Source organism: Streptomyces gamaensis, assembly GCF_042656465.1.
In the GTDB taxonomy this organism is placed as follows: domain Bacteria; phylum Actinomycetota; class Actinomycetes; order Streptomycetales; family Streptomycetaceae; genus Streptomyces; species Streptomyces gamaensis.
Window position 1 is genome coordinate 308,130 of sequence record NZ_JBHSPB010000001.1, and the last position, 16,265, is coordinate 324,394.

Annotated in this window: 18 protein-coding genes; 8 read left to right on the top strand and 10 right to left on the bottom strand. The window is 74.2% G+C overall.

Annotation, left to right across the window (positions count from 1 at the left end; all coding sequences use genetic code 11):
* Positions 1 to 349: 349 nt before the first annotated feature.
* Entirely contained in the window at positions 350 to 1,468 is a 1,119-nt protein-coding gene (locus ACFP1Z_RS01325) for a magnesium and cobalt transport protein CorA (protein ID WP_390313806.1), read from the top strand.
* Between the two features lie 7 nt (positions 1,469 to 1,475).
* Here the strand turns inward: ACFP1Z_RS01325 and ACFP1Z_RS01330 are convergent, their stop codons facing one another.
* On the bottom strand, positions 1,476 to 2,423 hold the full coding sequence (locus ACFP1Z_RS01330; RefSeq protein ID WP_390313808.1) for a DMT family transporter: 948 nt from the start codon (positions 2,421 to 2,423) through the stop codon (positions 1,476 to 1,478).
* Positions 2,424 to 2,522: 99 nt separating this feature from the next.
* Between ACFP1Z_RS01330 and ACFP1Z_RS01335 the strand changes: the two genes are divergently transcribed.
* Positions 2,523 to 3,041 carry a hypothetical protein gene (locus tag ACFP1Z_RS01335; protein WP_390313809.1) on the top strand — a complete coding sequence of 173 codons (519 nt, stop codon included), beginning with the start codon at positions 2,523 to 2,525 and terminating at the stop codon, positions 3,039 to 3,041.
* A 48-nt stretch (positions 3,042 to 3,089) separates the two neighbouring features.
* Here ACFP1Z_RS01335 and ACFP1Z_RS01340 read toward each other — a convergent pair whose 3' ends face one another.
* Positions 3,090 to 3,932, bottom strand: a complete 843-nt coding sequence (locus ACFP1Z_RS01340) for a hypothetical protein (protein ID WP_390313811.1) — start codon at positions 3,930 to 3,932, stop codon at positions 3,090 to 3,092.
* Between the two features lie 206 nt (positions 3,933 to 4,138).
* Between ACFP1Z_RS01340 and ACFP1Z_RS01345 the strand changes: the two genes are divergently transcribed.
* Genes ACFP1Z_RS01345 through ACFP1Z_RS01355 form a run of 3 tightly spaced genes read left to right on the top strand, consistent with a single transcriptional unit; the run spans position 4,139 to position 7,241 of the window.
* A complete protein-coding gene (locus ACFP1Z_RS01345) occupies positions 4,139 to 5,437 on the top strand; it encodes a magnesium transporter MgtE N-terminal domain-containing protein (RefSeq protein WP_390313812.1) in 1,299 nt (432 codons plus the stop codon).
* Between the two features lie 48 nt (positions 5,438 to 5,485).
* A complete protein-coding gene (locus tag ACFP1Z_RS01350; protein ID WP_390314090.1) occupies positions 5,486 to 6,037 on the top strand; it encodes a DUF1003 domain-containing protein in 552 nt (183 codons plus the stop codon).
* A 43-nt stretch (positions 6,038 to 6,080) separates the two neighbouring features.
* The gene (locus tag ACFP1Z_RS01355) at positions 6,081 to 7,241 is read left to right on the top strand and encodes an Mrp/NBP35 family ATP-binding protein (protein ID WP_390313814.1); all 1,161 of its coding nucleotides are present in this window, start codon (positions 6,081 to 6,083) and stop codon (positions 7,239 to 7,241) included.
* Between the two features lie 69 nt (positions 7,242 to 7,310).
* On the opposite strand, the gene ACFP1Z_RS01360 is transcribed toward ACFP1Z_RS01355, so the two are convergent.
* The 5 genes from ACFP1Z_RS01360 to sigE all read right to left on the bottom strand — a co-directional run bounded on the left by ACFP1Z_RS01360 (position 7,311) and on the right by sigE (position 11,864).
* The gene (locus tag ACFP1Z_RS01360) at positions 7,311 to 8,006 is read right to left on the bottom strand and encodes a hypothetical protein (protein ID WP_390313815.1); all 696 of its coding nucleotides are present in this window, start codon (positions 8,004 to 8,006) and stop codon (positions 7,311 to 7,313) included.
* Positions 8,007 to 8,129: 123 nt separating this feature from the next.
* Complete coding sequence (locus ACFP1Z_RS01365; protein ID WP_390313816.1) at positions 8,130 to 8,570, bottom strand: sec-independent translocase; 441 nt, start codon at positions 8,568 to 8,570, stop codon at positions 8,130 to 8,132.
* A 156-nt stretch (positions 8,571 to 8,726) separates the two neighbouring features.
* Positions 8,727 to 10,289 carry a S1C family serine protease gene (locus tag ACFP1Z_RS01370; protein WP_417801272.1) on the bottom strand — a complete coding sequence of 521 codons (1,563 nt, stop codon included), beginning with the start codon at positions 10,287 to 10,289 and terminating at the stop codon, positions 8,727 to 8,729.
* A 16-nt stretch (positions 10,290 to 10,305) separates the two neighbouring features.
* Positions 10,306 to 11,091, bottom strand: coding sequence for an anti-sigma factor family protein (locus tag ACFP1Z_RS01375; protein WP_390313818.1), 786 nt, complete (start codon positions 11,089 to 11,091; stop codon positions 10,306 to 10,308).
* A complete protein-coding gene (sigE, locus tag ACFP1Z_RS01380; RefSeq protein ID WP_390313820.1) occupies positions 11,088 to 11,864 on the bottom strand; it encodes an RNA polymerase sigma factor SigE in 777 nt (258 codons plus the stop codon). The genes ACFP1Z_RS01375 and sigE overlap by 4 nt, the downstream gene beginning before the upstream one ends.
* A 163-nt stretch (positions 11,865 to 12,027) precedes the next feature.
* On the opposite strand from sigE, the gene ACFP1Z_RS01385 reads away from it, so the two are divergent.
* Positions 12,028 to 12,723, top strand: a complete 696-nt coding sequence (locus tag ACFP1Z_RS01385) for an O-methyltransferase (protein WP_390313822.1) — start codon at positions 12,028 to 12,030, stop codon at positions 12,721 to 12,723.
* A 145-nt stretch (positions 12,724 to 12,868) separates the two neighbouring features.
* Here the strand turns inward: ACFP1Z_RS01385 and ACFP1Z_RS01390 are convergent, their stop codons facing one another.
* Entirely contained in the window at positions 12,869 to 13,036 is a 168-nt protein-coding gene (locus ACFP1Z_RS01390; RefSeq protein WP_009997451.1) for a DUF3117 domain-containing protein, read from the bottom strand.
* Positions 13,037 to 13,376: 340 nt separating this feature from the next.
* Here ACFP1Z_RS01390 and ACFP1Z_RS01395 point away from each other — a divergent pair, with 340 nt between their 5' ends.
* Entirely contained in the window at positions 13,377 to 14,165 is a 789-nt protein-coding gene (locus ACFP1Z_RS01395) for an enoyl-CoA hydratase/isomerase family protein (protein WP_390313823.1), read from the top strand.
* On the opposite strand, the gene ACFP1Z_RS01400 is transcribed toward ACFP1Z_RS01395, so the two are convergent.
* Positions 14,152 to 14,766, bottom strand: coding sequence for a DNA-3-methyladenine glycosylase I (locus ACFP1Z_RS01400; RefSeq protein ID WP_390313824.1), 615 nt, complete (start codon positions 14,764 to 14,766; stop codon positions 14,152 to 14,154). The genes ACFP1Z_RS01395 and ACFP1Z_RS01400 overlap by 14 nt on opposite strands.
* Complete coding sequence (locus ACFP1Z_RS01405; RefSeq protein WP_390313825.1) at positions 14,763 to 15,203, bottom strand: cell division protein DivIVA; 441 nt, start codon at positions 15,201 to 15,203, stop codon at positions 14,763 to 14,765. Before ACFP1Z_RS01405 ends, ACFP1Z_RS01400 begins: the two co-directional genes overlap by 4 nt.
* 63 nt (positions 15,204 to 15,266) lie before the next feature.
* Here ACFP1Z_RS01405 and folP point away from each other — a divergent pair, with 63 nt between their 5' ends.
* Positions 15,267 to 16,127, top strand: a complete 861-nt coding sequence (gene folP, locus ACFP1Z_RS01410) for a dihydropteroate synthase (RefSeq protein ID WP_390313826.1) — start codon at positions 15,267 to 15,269, stop codon at positions 16,125 to 16,127.
* The last annotated feature ends 138 nt before the right edge of the window (positions 16,128 to 16,265 follow it).

Here is a 16,265-nt window from a genome sequence, read left to right on the forward strand (position 1 = left end):
CTGACCCGCGCGAACGCACCCGAGGGTGAACCGAGTTCCGTGAGCCGGTGAGGTCCTCCGCCACGGCCCGCCCGGCCGGCCGCGTCCGGAAGTCCCCTCGCGCTCGCAGCGGCTGACGGAAGAGCGCCTTTTTTACCGCTGTGTTCCGTTGTGTTCCGTGTTATTGCGTTTTTCGAGTCCTGCGTTGTCTGCGCCGTTCTCCGCGAACTGCCGTCAGTCCCCACGCGTCGCCCGAAGCGCCGCCCGATGCGCGGACGTGTGCCGTGGCCCCCGGCCGGCACACGTCCTTGGTTCCGGCAGCGCCTCGTGCCCGCGCACGGCCGGCGGCCGGCCCGTGAAGGAGCCCGCCTTGTCGATGATCCGTGATCTGCGCGCCGTCGTCCGTCCCGCCCTGCGCCGCGAGAGCGGCCGCCGCACGTACGACACCGCCCGTACGGCCGGGGCGCGTCCCACCACGAGCAGCGCCGTCGTGGACTGCGCCGTCTACCGCGACGGCCGGCGCGTCGACGGCTGCCCCGGCCCCGCCGAGGCCCTGCGCCGGGCACGGGCGGAGGGCGGCTTCGCGTGGATCGGGCTGCACGAGCCGACGGAGCGCGAATTCGCCGGTATAGCCGAGGAGTTCGGGCTGCACCCGCTGGCGGTGGAGGACGCGGTCCACGCCCACCAGCGGCCGAAGCTGGAACGTTACGACGACACCCTGTTCACCGTGTTCAAGACCATCCACTACGTCGAGCACGCCGAACTCACCGCGACCAGCGAGGTGGTGGAGACCGGTGAGGTGATGTGCTTCACCGGAGCGGACTTCATCCTCACCGTCCGGCACGGCGGCCAGGGCTCGCTGCGCGCGCTGCGCCACCGGCTCCAGGACGACCCGGAACTGCTCGTCAAGGGCCCCTCGGCCGTGCTGCACGCGATCGCCGACCAGGTCGTCGACGGCTATATCGCGGTCGCCGAGGCCGTGCAGTGCGACATCGACGAGGTCGAGATCGACGTCTTCTCGGCCCCGAGCAAGGGGGCTTCGCGCGGCGGTGACGCGGGCCGGATCTACCAGCTCAAGCGCGAGGTACTGGAGTTCAAGCGCGCGGTCACCCCGCTGATGCGGCCGATGCAGCAGCTCAGCGAGCGGCCGATGCGGCTGGTCGACCCGGACATCCAGAAGTACTTCCGGGACGTCGCCGACCATCTGGCGCGCGTGCACGAGCAGGTGGTCTCCTTCGACGACCTGCTCAACTCGATACTCCAGGCCAACCTCGCGCAGGCGTCGGTCGCGCAGAACGAGGACATGCGCAAGATCACCTCCTGGGCGGCGATCTTCGCGGTGCCGACGATGATCGCCGGGATCTACGGCATGAACTTCACGCACATGCCGGAGCTGAAGTGGAAGTACGGCTACCCGACGGTCATGATCGTCACGGTGCTGATCTGTGTGGGGATCCACCGGGGGTTCAAGAGGAACGGGTGGCTCTGACCTCGGACTACGAACCCGACCGCCGGTCCCCCATGATCACCAGCGCGAGGCCCGCGACCACGACCGCGAGCGCCGGATACGCGGCCGGCGCGGGCAGCTGACCCAGCCACAGGGCCGCGATGAGAGCCGCGCCGGGCGTCTCCAGCAGGATCGCCGTCGAGGTGACGGACGGGCCCAGGCCCTTGACGACCCGGTTGATCAGGGAGTGGCCGAGCAGCTGCGCGGCGACCGTGAGGACGGCCAGCTTCCACCAGGTCTCCCCGCTGTAGCCGGCGAGCGGCACCCCGCCGGCCAGAGCGGTCACCAGCAGCAGGACGGCCGTGGCGAGGTAGCAGACGAAGGAGTACGCGACGGTGCCGACCGTACGGCGCACCTCGGCGCCCAGCAGGACGTATCCGGCGGCCGCCATGCCCGCGGCGAGGGCCAGCCCGTCCCCGGCGAGGGCGCGCGGGGAGACCGACAGGTCGACGCCCGTGACGAGCACGACGCCGAGGAAGGCCAGCGCGGTCCCGGCCCACACCAGCGCGGGCGGCCGGTGCCCGCGCAGCCGCAGCAGCAGGGTCGTCCAGATCGGGGTGGTGGTGCACAGGGCCGTCGAGGAGGCGACGGACGTCATGTGCAGGCTCGGCAGCCACAGCCCGAAGTGCAGCGCGAGCAGCGCGCCCGCGGCGACGGAGAGCAGGAGGGCCCGGCGCCCCATGCCGCGCAGTTCGCGGCGGTGCCGCAGCAGCGCGAACGGGCCGAGGGCCGCGACGGCCATGGCGTTGCGCCAGAAGGCGATGGCGAGGGCGGGCGCGGCGGTGGCGGCGATGAGCGGGGCCGACAGCGAGACCCCGGCGATGGCCACGGCGAGGAGCAGCAGGTCGAGGCGGGCCCCGGGCCGGGGCGGCAGGCCGCCGGCGGGGAGGCCGGGGGCGGTCGCGGGGGTGTCGCGGCGTATACGGGCGGTCGTCACCCCCTCAGCCTAAGATCCGCGCGGCGCGGAACGGACGGCCCGCGCACCCCTGTTCCGGGCGCCGCCCGGGCCGTACGCCACCCGGCATAAGGTGAACGCATGACACAGACGCGGGCGCTGACCGACGGGGCGCTGATCGAGGAGGCCACCAAGAAGTCCGGTCTCATCTGGGTGCGGGGCCCGGCCGGCCCCGCCCGTGCGCTGTGGCACGTGTGGCACGAGGGCGCCGCGTACGTCGTGGGCGGCCCCGGCGAGCAGCCGCTCGACGACCTCGGCCTGACGGACGGGGGCACGGCGACGGTGACCGTCCGCAGCAAGGACAAGGGCGGCCGGCTGGCGATGTGGACCGCGCGGGTCGGCGAGTGCGCGCCGCGCGGCGAGGAGTGGACGGCGGCGGTCGCCGAGCTCAAGGGCAAGCGGCTCAACGCCCCGGACGCGCAGGGCGTCGAGGAGCGCTGGGCCCGCGAGTGCCGCGTCCTGCGCCTGGCCCCGACGGGCGCGAGCGCACCGCTGCCGGACGGCCCGCTGACGGCGGTCCCGCTGCCGACCCCGGCCACGACCCGCCGCCCGATGCCGGCGGCCCTGCCGAGACTGCTGCGCGGACGCGCGAAGCGGTAGCGCTGCGCGCGGACAGTTCGGCAGTACCGGGGTACCCGGAAAGCGCCCTCAGCCCCCGTTGCCGATCGCGCTTCCCGCGCCGCCGCCCGGCTTGTCCGGGGTGGCGCTCGGTGACGGGGTCACGCCGGGGACGCGGGTGCCGTAGTCGACGGTCTGTTCCTTGGGGGGGACGTCGAGCGCGAAGTCCTTTCCCCAGTCGGTGAGTTCGAGCTGGCCGGCGCCGCCCGCGCGCTGGACGCGGAGCGGGTACGGCTCGCCCTTGAGGGAGACGTCGAGCGTGCCGGCGTCTCCGGCGCCGCCCGCGCCGCTGACGCGGATCGTCCTGGCCCCGCCGACGGTGCCGTGCTCGCCGCGGGTGAGTGCGCCGTGCAGTCCCAGGAGCCCGTCGAGCAGCACGTTCTTGTCGGTGAAGCCCCGGAACTGCTGGTAGGAGGGGTCGCCGGAGTGCACCTTCACGTATTTGTCGGCGAGTTTGGCGGCCGCGGCCGTGCTGTCGCCGCGGCTCTTCTCGCCCTTGCCGGCGCCGCCCGCCGCGGGCGCCGGCCCGCCGCCTGCCGACCAGAAGCCCGCGCCCGCCTTCACGTACATCTGGTCGCCGACGCGCAGCAGCTCGAAGGTGGTGGCGTCGGAGGCGACGCTGCCGGTGCCGCCGTTGTCCTTCAGCCTCATGTCGAGCCGGTAGGTGCGGCCCTGGCTGACGACGTTGCCGGAGAGGTGGACGGTCCGCGCACTGCGGGCGGCCTCGCGCGCCTTGGTCTGGATCGCGGCGGCGCTCAGCCGGCCGACCCCGTTGGTGCCCGCGTCGGGGTCCTCACCGCTGCCGCAGGCGGTGAGCACGGCGGCCAGGCCGAGGCACACCGCGCCCGTGAGCGCCGCCTTCGGGATACGCACCTCGATCTCCCGCCTCCCTGATGCCGGTGAGGTACCGCAGCGTACCCGTGCGGCGGGCCCGTACTCCTCCGCCGGTGCGTGCGCACCCGTGACCGTACGGACGTGCCCGGGGCGACGGGCCGCGTTAGCCTGGGTCCGCCCGGACCGGACGTCAGGGAACCGGCCCGTCCGGCCCGGCACGGCAGGTGCCCAGGGAGGTGCGCGGCATGGTGGCAGGCGCCCATCGGGTCTTCGTCTCGCACCTGTCGGGCGTGGCCGTCTTCGAGCCGAACGGCGACCAGGTGGGCCGGGTGCAGGACGTCGTGGCGATGCTGCGGGTGGGCGGGCGGCCGCCGCGCGTGCTCGGGCTGGTCGTCGAGGTCGTCAGCCGGCGCCGGATCTTCCTGCCGATGACCCGGGTGACGGGGGTGGACTCCGGCCAGGTCATCACCACCGGCGTGGTCAACATGCGGCGCTTCGAGCAGCGGCCGACGGAGACCCTCGTGCTCGGTGAACTGCTCGACCGGCGGGTCCGCCTCGCGGAGAGCGGCGAGGAGGCCACCGTCCTGGACGTGGGCATCATCCAGCTGCCCGCACGCCGCGACTGGGAGATCGACAAGGTCTTCGTCCGCAGGGGCAGGGGCGGGGCGCTGCGCCGCAAGGGGGAGACGCTGACCGTGGAGTGGTCGGCGGTCACCGGGTTCTCGCTGGAGGAGCACGGGCAGGGCGCGGAGAACCTGCTGGCCACCTTCGAGCGGCTGCGGCCGGCGGACCTCGCCAACGTGCTGCACCACCTGACGCCCAAGCGGCGCGCGGAGGTCGCCGCCGCCCTCGACGACGACCGGCTCGCCGACGTCCTGGAGGAGCTGCCGGAGGACCACCAGATCGAGATCCTCGGCAAGCTGCAGGAGGAGCGGGCCGCCGACGTGCTGGAGGCGATGGACCCGGACGACGCCGCCGACCTGCTCTCCGAGCTGCCGGAGGAGGAGAAGGAGCGGCTGCTGACGCTGATGCAGCCGGCCGACGCGGCCGACGTACGCCGGCTGCTGGCCTACGAGGAGCGCACGGCCGGCGGGCTGATGACCACCGAGCCGATCGTGCTGCGGCCGGACGCGACGGTCGCCGACGCCCTGGCCCGGGTCCGCAACCCCGACCTGTCCCCCGCGCTCGCCGCGCAGGTCTATGTGTGCCGGCCGCCCGACGAGACACCCACCGGCAAGTACTTGGGCACGGTGCACTTCCAACGGCTACTGCGCGACCCGCCGTTCACGCTCGTCGGCTCGATCACGGACACCGATCTGCGGCCCCTGCCGCCGGACACCCCGCTGCGCGCGGTCACCAGCCATCTGGCGACCTACAACCTGGTCGCCGTGCCCGTCGTCGACGACAGCGGCTCGCTGCTGGGCGCGGTCACCGTCGACGACGTCCTGGACCATCTGCTGCCCGACGACTGGCGGGAGACCGAACTGCACCACGGGGCACCGGGCTTGGGGGACGTGGGCGCCGTGATCCGCGGGGCGGGCTGAGCGGTGGCGGGCGAGGACCGGGCACGCGCGGAGACCCACCGCGAACACCTGCAGCGTGCCAGGGACCGTGCGAAGACCCAGGCCCCGGCCCCCACCGCGACCCAGCGGGTGCGGCTGGACCTGCCGCAGATCCGGCGGCGGCGCTGGCTGCCGGAGTGGGACCCCGAGGCGTTCGGGCACATGTCGGAGCGCATCGCCCGTTTCCTGGGCACGGGGCGCTTCATCGTCTGGATGACGGTCGTCATCGTCCTGTGGGTGCTGTGGAACACCACGGCCCCCGACTGGCTGCGCTTCGACAGCTATCCGTTCATCTTCCTGACGCTGATGCTGTCGCTCCAGGCGTCCTACGCGGCCCCGCTGATCCTCCTCGCGCAGAACCGGCAGGACAACCGCGACCGCGTCAACCTGGAGCAGGACCGCGAGCGCAACGAGCGCAACATCGCGGACACCGAGTACCTCACCCGGGAGGTCGCAGCGCTGCGCCTGGGCCTGGGCGAGGTGGCGACCCGGGACTGGATCCGCTCCGAGTTCCAGGACCTGGTCAAGGAGCTGGAAGTGCGCAGGATATTCCCGCCGGAGAGTGAGGAAGACGACCGCTGACAGCCCTTTCCGCAGGCCGGGTCCCGCGCCGTAACATCGACTCATGGCTACCGACACTCCCGCAGGACCGGCTCCCAGCGAGGACGCGGTCCGCGCCGCGCTGGCGACGGTCGACGACCCCGAGATCCGCCGGCCGATCACCGAGCTCGGCATGGTCAAATCCGTGGGGATCGCGGCGGACGGCACGGTCTCGGTGGCGGTCTATCTGACGGTCCCCGGCTGTCCGATGCGCGAGACCATCACCACGAACGTGCGCGCGGCCGTCGCGGCCGTCGAGGGCGTCACGGGCGTGACCGTCGAGCTGGACGTGATGAGCGACGAGCAGCGGCGGGAGCTGGCGACCGCGCTGCGCGGCGGGACCGCCGAGCGCGAGGTGCCCTTCGCCAGGCCGGGCTCGCTGACCCGGGTCTACGCGGTGGCGTCCGGCAAGGGCGGCGTCGGCAAGTCCTCGGTGACGGTCAACCTGGCGGCGGCGATGGCCGCCGACGGCCTCAAGGTCGGTGTGGTCGACGCCGACATCTACGGCCACTCCGTGCCCCGCATGCTGGGCGTCGACGGCCGCCCCACCCAGGTCGAGAACATGATCATGCCGCCGTCGGCGAACGGCGTGAAGGTCATCTCGATCGGCATGTTCACCCCGGGCAACGCGCCCGTGGTCTGGCGCGGCCCCATGCTGCACCGCGCGCTCCAGCAGTTCCTCGCGGACGTCTACTGGGGCGACCTCGACGTGCTGCTGCTGGACCTGCCGCCGGGCACCGGCGACATCGCGATCTCGATCGCGCAGCTGGTGCCGGGCGCGGAGATCCTGGTGGTGACCACGCCCCAGCAGGCGGCCGCCGAGGTCGCCGAGCGGGCCGGCTCGATCGCGGTGCAGACCCACCAGAAGATCGTCGGTGTCGTGGAGAACATGTCCGGGCTGCCCTGCCCGCACTGCGACGAGATGGTCGACGTGTTCGGCACGGGCGGCGGCAAGCTGGTCGCCGAGGGGCTGACGCGCACCACGGGCGCGCAGGTGCCGGTGCTCGGCTCCATCCCCATCGACGTACGGCTGCGCGAGGGCGGCGACGAGGGCAAGCCCGTCGTCCTGACCGACCCGGACTCCCCCGCGGGCAGTGCGCTGCGCGCGATCGCGGACAAGCTGGGCGGACGGCAGCGCGGGCTGGCGGGCATGTCCCTGGGCATCACCCCGCGCAACAAGTTCTGACCCCGGTAAGGGGCGCCCTCCCTGGAGCGGCGCCCCTTACACGTGCGGGGCGCCACGGCCCCGCAGGCGTCAGCGCCCGTACGAGGCCAGGTCCTTGATCACCGAGAAGCCCATGCCGTACGCGCTCATGCCCCGCCCGTAGGCGCCCAGGTGCACCCCGCCCTCCGCGGACCCGGCCAGCACCCAGCCGTACTCGGACTCGCGGTAGCGGAACTCGGTCGGCACCCCGTCCACCGGCAGCGACAGCGTCGTCCAGACCGGCTCCTCCAGCCGGTCGGCCAGCTCCCAGGCCAGGGCCGTCTGCTGGTCGAGCCAGTCCTGGCGCAGCGCGCGCTCCATCTGCGCCGGCCAGGTCGCGGCCAGCAGGCCGGAACCGGCGAGCCAGGCGGCGGAGGAGACCGAGGTGGCCTCCAGCACGCCCGTACCGTCGGCGCTGCGCCGCACCGGGCGGCTGGCGACGGTGACGACGACGGCGAAGCGCTGCGGATCGGCGATGTGTTTGCCGGCGCGCGTATCGAAACGCAGCGCGGGCTCCTGGCCGTGCCCGGTCGAACCGTGCTCCACGGTCCCGTCGGCGGCGGTGCCGACCTGCATCAGCCAGCGCGGCCCGGTGTACGCCTCGTCCAGGCCGTACCACGGGAACGAGGCCAGCAGATAGCCGTCGACCGACCGCCGGGTGGCCGGCCCGCCCTGCGCGCCGTCCTGCGCCGTGGGTTCATCGGCCGCCCCGGCCCCCTGCGCCCCTACCCGACTCGTCGTCTCCATCTGCGCGGCGCCTCCTTGTGGCCCGTTGTCCCTGGGCGAGCCCGCCCCCCGCGGACGACTTCACCCGGCTCCAAACAAAGGGAGGATAGCCATCCCCGTCAATGGCGCCGGGTATGCGCGGACTCAGGTGGCGTCCGAGTCGAACGGGGGGCGCTCGCCGGGGGCCAGGGTGCCGGGCTTCTTGACCAGGTCGGGGCCGCCTCCCGGGGCGGCGGGGGCGGCCGGGGCCGCGCCCTCGCCGCCACGCCCGTGCACGACGTCGCCGACGTCGTCCATCTCGGCGCGGAAGTCGAAGCCGTTGCGGATCTCCTTCAGGCCCAGCTCGTCCTTGTCCAGCACATGCTTGCGGACGAACGTCTTGGGGTGGAGGTCCTCGAACTCGAAGTCCTTGAACTCCGGGCCCAGCTCGGCGCGGATGTCCTCCTTGGCGTTCTCGGAGAACTGCCGGATCCTGCGCAAGGTCCGCGACACGTCCTGGATCATCTGCGGCAGCTTGTCGGGGCCGAAGATGAGGACCGCGAGCACCACGAGCGCGACCAGCTCAAGTGGTCCTATGTCGAGCACGTTGCAGCTCCTTGATGCGTCAGTGGCCGCCGGGCCGGGCCACCCATCACGGTACCTGGCCCGGCGGCCCCGGAGGGAGTCGCGGGGGCCAACAACGGGCCAAGCGCCGGTGCGCGGGCGCCGCGGGGGCCCGCCGACGCGCCCGCGCCGCCCCGCTCAGCGGGTGTCCGCCGACCCCAGCGTCACCTCCACGGCACGCTCCCGCCCGTCGTGCTCCACGGTCAGGCCGAGCCGTTCGCCCGGACGGTGGCTGCGGATCTTCACGATGAGCTCCTGTCCGCTGTGGACGGGCACCCCGTCGACCTTCCTGATGACGTCCCCGGGCACGAGGCCCGCCTTGTCGCCGGGGCCGCCGGGGACGACGGGCGGGCCGTCCGGGCCCTTGGCATTGACCCGGGCGCCGTCGCCCGCGTACGCCATGTCCAGGGTCACGCCGATCACCGGGTGCCCGGCGTGCCCGGTGTTGATGAGCTCCTCGGCGACCCGGCGGGCCTGGTTGACCGGTATGGCGAAGCCCAGCCCGATGCTGCCGCCCTGGCCGCCACCGGGTTCCGAGCTGTCGCCGGCGGAGCGGATCGCGCTGTTGATGCCGATGACCCGGCCCTCGGAGTCCATCAGCGGGCCGCCCGAGTTGCCCGGGTTGATGGGGGCGTCGGTCTGCAGCGCGTCGACGTAGCTGACGTCGCTGCCGTCCTGCTTCTGGCCGCCCGCGGTGATGGGGCGCCCCTTGGCGCTGATGATGCCGGTGGTGACCGTGCCGGCCAGGTCGTAGGGCGCGCCGATGGCGATCACCGCGTCCCCCACCCGCACCGAGTCGGAGTTGCCCAGCGGCAGCGGGGTGAGCCCCGAGACCCCCGACACCTTGATCACGGCCAGGTCGTAGCCGGCGTCCCGGCCGGCCACGGTGGCCTTCGCGGTCTGGCCGCTGCTGAAGGTCACCGATATCTCGCCGTCGGAACCGGCGGGCTCCACGACGTGGTTGTTGGTGAGGATGCGGCCCTGCCCGTCCAGGACGAAGCCGGTGCCGGTGCCCTGGTCGCCGCCGCCGCGCACATGGATGGTGACCACGCCCGGCAGGGCGCGGGCGGCGATCGCGGCGACACTGCCCGGGGCGCGGGCGGTCTGCTCGGCGGGCGCCTGCGGCAGCCGTACATGCCGGCCGAGCGCCCCGTCCCGCTCCAGGTAGGCGCCCACGCCGCCGCCGATCCCCCCGGCGAGCAGCGCGAGGAGCACGGCCCCGGCCACGAGGCGCCCCTTGCCGGGGCGGGAGTCGTGCTGCGCGGGGACCGGCCGCATCGCCCACGGGTCGTACGCCCAGGGCCCGCGCGGGGCACCCGGCCCGTACCCGGGGGCCGCGCCGGGCGGGTACGGGGGCATCCGGGGCGGCGTGCTGTACGGATTCGGGCTGTACGGGGCGTGTGCGTTCGCAGTGTGCGGATACGGCGGTACGGGGCCGGGCGGGCCGGCGTCCGGGGCATCCCCGGGGCGGGGCCGATCGGGGTGTCCGGGCGCGTCCGGGCGCGCGGACGCGCGGCCACGCCGCCACCAGCGCCGCTTCGGCTCCGCGGCCCGGGGCTCGGGCCCGGTCGCCCGCGCCTTCCCGTCGTCCATGGTCTCCCCACCGTTCACCCGGGGGCACACGGCATCGCTCACAGGGATGCGCGGCCCGTGGGGAAATTCAACCAGGTCCGCACGGGCCGCGCAGGGCCCGTGCGGCATGCGGGCCAGTGGGGCGTCAGCGCTGCGCCGCGCGGGTGTCCGCCCCGGCCAGGGAGGCGCCGGGCAGCGCGGCCCGGGCCAGCGGCGGCAGCAGCGGCGCGTGGGAGGGGCGCAGCAGGGCCACCCCGAGCACCGGGGGCGGGCCCTCGCCGGGGCCGCCCTGCTGGGCGGAGGTGAAACCGAAGGCGCCCGGGTCGGCGCCGCCGGGGGTCATGGCGAGGGGGGTCGTCGCGACGCTCTGGTCGCCGCCGCGCCGCGTGGGGTCCAGGGCCTCGCCGAGCGGCTGCGCGCCGGCCAGGGCGATCGCGGCGAGCGAGACCGCGCCGGCCGCGGCGAACGCGAAACGCCGGCCGCGCACCCCGCCGCGGGCCCCGGGGGCCGGCATCTCGTGGATGCGGAAACCGCGCTCGCGCGGGGGCCGTACGGCGGCAGCGGCCTGGAGCAGCGCGAAGGACGCCAGGGGGTCAGCCCCGGGGCCGGCCGCGTCTTTTCCCGGCGCGCCGGGCCGGGAACCCCGCTCGGGCCCGCCACCGCCGCCGGTGGGGCGCCCGCCGCCCGTGTCGGAGCCGGGCAGGCTCTGCAGACGTGCGAGAAGCCCCTCGGAGAGGGGCGGGGCCTCCGCTGCCGCGAAGGCGTTCTTGAGGCGGCGCTGGGCGTCGGCCTCCGCTTTGCACTTCCAACAGGTCGCCAGGTGCGCGAGCACCCGCTCCCGAGAGTCGTGTCCCAACTCCCCGTCGACCAGGGCCGCGAGGCGGTCGCCGAGATGCTGCTCGGCGGGGGACGGACCGCCTGAACCGGTCACGCGATCCCTACCTCCCCCCTGAGCGGGACGGCGGCGGCCACGCCCGCCACCGCGCGCTGCTGCTCGGCCCGGGCGGAGGGCGAGCGGTGCTGCAGCGCCTTGCGCAGGTGGGAGCGGCCGCGGTGGATACGGCTGCGCACGGTCCCGAGCTTCACGCCGAGGGTCGCGGCGATCTCCTCGTAGGACAGGCCCTCGATGTCGCACAGGACCACGGCGGCGCGGAACTCCGGGGCGAGGGTGTCCAGCGCCTGCTGGACGTCCGCGTCGAAGTGGGTGTCGTTGAAGTGCTGCTGGGGGGACGGCTCGCGGCTGGGCAGCCGCTCGGCCGCGTCGTCGCCGAGGGCGTCGAAGCGGATGCGCTGGCGGCGCCGGACCATGTCCAGGAAGAGGTTGGTGGTGATGCGGTGCAGCCAGCCCTCGAAGGTGCCCGGGGTGTACGTGGACAGCGAGCGGAAGACGCGCACGAACACCTCCTGGGTGAGGTCCTCGGCGTCGTGCTGGTTGCCGGTGAGGCGGTAGGCCAGGCGGTAGACCCGTGCGCTGTGCGTGCTGACGATCTCCTCCCAGGTGGGAGGGGTCCACGCCTGCGGGTCCGCATCGGTGGCGAAGGTCGCGGTGGGTGCGGGCTCGGCGGTGCGCGGGTCAGCGGTCTTGGTCACGGATTTCGGCTCGCCGGGGGACCTGAGAAAGCGCCTGAGCACTCCACGGCGGTCTCCGGCCGCAGCCGCACCTCCCCTGTCGGCTCTGGTGGTGTCCAGTGGAGCCCCTACCATATCCACCCCTACCGTTAGCTCAGGATAAGGTTTTTTACCTTTATTTGGTCTTGATCCGGTCCTGCTCCGGTCCCGGTCCCGGCCTCGGTCCGGTCACCGCCTCCTTTCGGTCCAACGCGCGGTCCCATCTGCGGGTTCCCGGGGCCAGCGGCTACAGTCACGGTTGCGTGGACGACGGGGACAGGAGAGGGCCATTACCGGCAACCGGCAGACGAGCTGGGCGTTCGCCGATGCGTACGGTGCCGAGGACGCGACCGGCACGGTGAACGCCGGCAGCGCCGCACTGCGCTGGGCCCGGGAGCGGGCCGGGGAGGCGGGGCTGCGCTCGGTGTCGTCCGGCACGGGTTCGGCACTGCGGCTGCTCGCCGCCGCGGCGGACGCCAAGGCGGTCGCCGAGATCGGCACCGGCACCGGGGTCTCCGGCCTGTTCCTGCTGCACGGCATGCGGCCCGACGGCGTCCTGACGACGGTGGACAGCGATCCGGAGTGCCAGCAGCTGGCCCGGCAGGCGTTCCGCGCGGCGGGCTTCGCGGGCAACCGGGCGCGCTTCATCCCCGGCCGCGCGCTGGAGGTGCTGCCGCGCCTCGCCGACGGCGGTTACGACCTGGTGTTCTGCGACGGCGACCGGCTGGAGTGCCTGGAGTACCTGGGCGAATCGTTGCGCCTGCTGCGGCCGGGCGGACTCGTGTGCTTCGAGGGTGTCTTCGCGGACGGCCGCACGGTGGACTCCGCGGCGCAGCCCGCCGAGGTGGGGGCGCTGCGCGAACTCCTGCGCGCCGTGCGCGAGTCGGAGGAGCTGCTGCCGTCGCTGCTGCCGGTGGGCGACGGCCTGCTGTGCGCGGTCCGGCGCGGCGGCTGAGAGCGCCGCGCCGGGGGTTTTCGGGGCACGCGCCCCGGGGCGGTGTCCGCTGCGCGGACTCAGCGGGAGGACAACCCCCTACACCTCTGCCCCGGAGCCGTGGCCGGCTGCCGGGGCAGGGTGGAAGAAAGATGAGGGCCGTGCGTCAGCCGACGACCTTCTTCAGGGCATCGCCGAGGGCCTCGGCCTCGTCCGGTGTCAGCTCGACGACGAGACGACCGCCGCCTTCGAGCGGAACCCGCATGACGATGCCCCGCCCCTCCTTGGTCACCTCGAGCGGGCCGTCGCCCGTCCGCGGCTTCATGGCCGCCATGCTCGTTCCCCTTCCTGAAACCAGCTCATCGTCCGCCGACGGCTCCCGGACAGGCGCCGCGTCACCGGCATCGAACACATTGCTTCCAGGCCATTATCCCGCATCGCGTGACCCGATGACCAACATCGGTCCGTATCCCTTCGGCAGCACGATCACGCAAAACCACCCAATTCGGCGATCGGGCCGCAATACCGCGCCTTCGCCGCGGCTGCCCGGAGGCCGAATTCTTTGACGCAGGTCACACCCCGCCGCATACCGGCCGCCGGTGATCTCCGGCATGCTGAGGCCGACCGCCGCACCGCGGACGTGCGGCGGGCGCCGACACGGGAGGGACCGCGGCATGGCGGACACTGTGCTCTACGACGTGACGGACGGGCTCGCGACGGTCGTGCTCAACCGGCCCGACGCCATGAACGCCCTGGACACCGCCACCAAGGTCGCCCTGCGCGACATCCTGCGGGAGGCGGGCGCCGACCCGGCCGTCCGGGCGGTGCTGCTGACCGGTGCCGGGCGCGCCTTCTGCGTCGGGCAGGACCTCAAGGAGCACGTGGCCACCCTCCGGTCCGGCGACGACGAGCCCATGCGGACGGTCGGGGAGCACTACAACCCCATCGTCACCGCGATCACCGGGATGCCCAAGCCGGTCGTCGCCGGCGTCAACGGCGTGGCGGCGGGCGCCGGCGCGGGCTTCGCCTTCGCCGCCGACTACCGCGTGGTCGCCGACACCGCCTCCTTCAACACCTCCTTCACCGGCGTCGCGCTGACCGCCGACTCGGGCGTCTCGTGGACCCTGCCGCGTCTGATCGGCCACGGCCGGGCGGCGGATCTGCTGCTCTTCCCGCGTACGGTGACCGCGGCGGAGTCCTACGAGCTGGGCATCGCGGGCAAGGTGGTGCCCGCCGCCGAACTGGCCGCCGAGGCCCGGTCGGTGGCGCTGCGGCTGGCGCAGGGCCCGACCGGCGCCTACGCCGCCGTCAAGCGCTCCCTCGCCTTCGCCGCCGGGCACACCCTGCCCGAGGCACTGGCCGAGGAGGACGAGTTGCAGAGCGCGGCGGGCCGCTCGCAGGACCACCGGGCCGCGGTGGAGGCGTTCTTGAAGAAGGAGCAGCCGCGCTTCACCGGGCGCTGACGCGCCCGCGGGTCCGGCGGCCGCGCGCGTGGCAGTCCGCGAGGTGGTCGTCGACCAGGCCGCAGGCCTGCATCAGCGCGTAGGCGGTGGTCGGTCCGACGAACCGCAGGCCGCGCTTCTTGAGCTCCTTGGCCAGCGCCGTGGACTCCTCGGTGACCGCCGGGACGTCGGCGGTGGTGCGCGGCGCGGGGCGGGGCTCCCCGGGCGCGTACGACCAGACGAGGGCGTCCAGTTCGCCGGGTTCCCAGGCGGCGAGCACCCGCGCGTTGGCGGTCGCGGCGGCGATCTTCGCGCGGTTGCGGATGATGCCGGGGTCGGCCAGCAGCCGCTCCTCGTCGGCCGCGGTGAAGGCCGCGACCCTCGCGACGGAGAAGCCGGCGAAGGCGGCCCGGAACCCCTCGCGGCGGCGCAGCACGGTCAGCCACGACAGGCCGGACTGGAAGGCCTCCAGGCACAGCCGCTCGTACAGGGCGTCGTCGCCGTGCACCGGGCGGCCCCACTCGCCGTCGTGGTAGGCGCGGTAGTCCGCCATGGACTCCGCCTCCAGGCCCCACGGGCAGCGGCGCAGCCCGTCCGGCCCCAGCTCCGTGCCCCCGCTCACGCCCCGGCCTCCGTGTCACGTATGTCGCGGGGGTCCGCCGGGCGCGGCTCCTCGTCCCCGCCCGCCGTGCCGGCGGCCGCCGCCCGGGCTCCCGCGAGGGCGGCCTCCAGCTCGGCGATGCGGGCGTCGCGCTCGGCGAGCTCGGCGCCCAGCCGGTCGAGGGCCTCGTCGGTGTCGGCCATGCGGTAGCCGCGCAGCACGACCGGCAGCCGCAGCGCCTCGACGTCGGCCCGCGCCGCGGGCCGGTCCGCCGGCAGGGGCCCGGCGAGCCGGTCCGGCACGGCCTCGGGCAGCACGTCGCCGCGCTCGCCCCCGGCGACGAAGAGCGTGACCGCGGCGACCACCACGACCAGCGCGATGAGCAGGAACCAGAACACGACCATCTCCCGGATGCGCCCGCCGCCCCGTGCGCCGGTACGCCCTCCCGATCGTGCCATGCCCCACTGACGGCCACTGACGGCTAAGGTCGCTGGCGGACCACGGACAAGGAGTACGGGTAGATGCTGCGGCTGGGACGACGCGAGTTCGACGCTCACGAGCCGGTGATCATGGCGATCGTGAACCGGACCCCCGACTCCTTCTACGACCAGGGCGCCACCTTCGCCGACGAGCCCGCGCTGGAGCGCGTGGAGCGGGCCGTCGCGGAGGGCGCCGCGATCGTCGACATCGGCGGGGTGAAGGCCGGTCCGGGCGCGGAGGTGAGCGCGGCGGAGGAGGCCCGGCGGACGGTCGGCTTCGTGGCGGAGGTGCGCCGGCGTCACCCGGACGTGGTCATCAGCGTGGACACCTGGCGGCACGAGGTGGGCGAGGCGGTCTGCGAGGCCGGCGCGGACCTGCTCAACGACGCGTGGGGCGGGGTGGACCCCAAACTCGCGGAGGTCGCGGCCCGTTACGGGGCGGGGCTGGTGTGCACGCACGCGGGCGGGTTCGAGCCGCGCACCCGGCCGCACCGGGTGGCCTACGACGACGTGATGGCGGACATCCTGCGGGTCACCCTGGGGCTCGCGGAGCGGGCCGTGGAGCTGGGGGTGCGGCGCGACGGCGTCCTCATCGACCCGGGACACGACTTCGGGAAGAACACCCGGCACTCGCTGGAGGCCACCCGGCGGCTCGGCGAGATGGCGGCGACGGGCTGGCCGGTCCTCGTGTCGCTGTCGAACAAGGACTTCGTGGGCGAGACGCTCGACAAGCCGGTCAAGGAGCGCCTGTTGGGCACGCTGGCCACCACGGCGGTCTCGGCATGGCTGGGGGCGCGGGTGTACCGGGTCCACGAGGTCGCCGAGACCCGGCAGGTGCTGGACATGGTGGCCTCGATCGCGGGCCACCGGCCCCCGGCGGTCGCCCGCCGGGGCCTGGCCTGAGCGACTTCCGCACGGCGGGGAGCGCTAAGCGCACCGCTGGAAGTCCGGCACGCCATCTGCGGGTGCGTCTGGGGGTGCCCCCTCTGGGGGATTGTCGCGCCCACGCGGCGTAGCCGCACATCGAAACAGCCCCGCGCC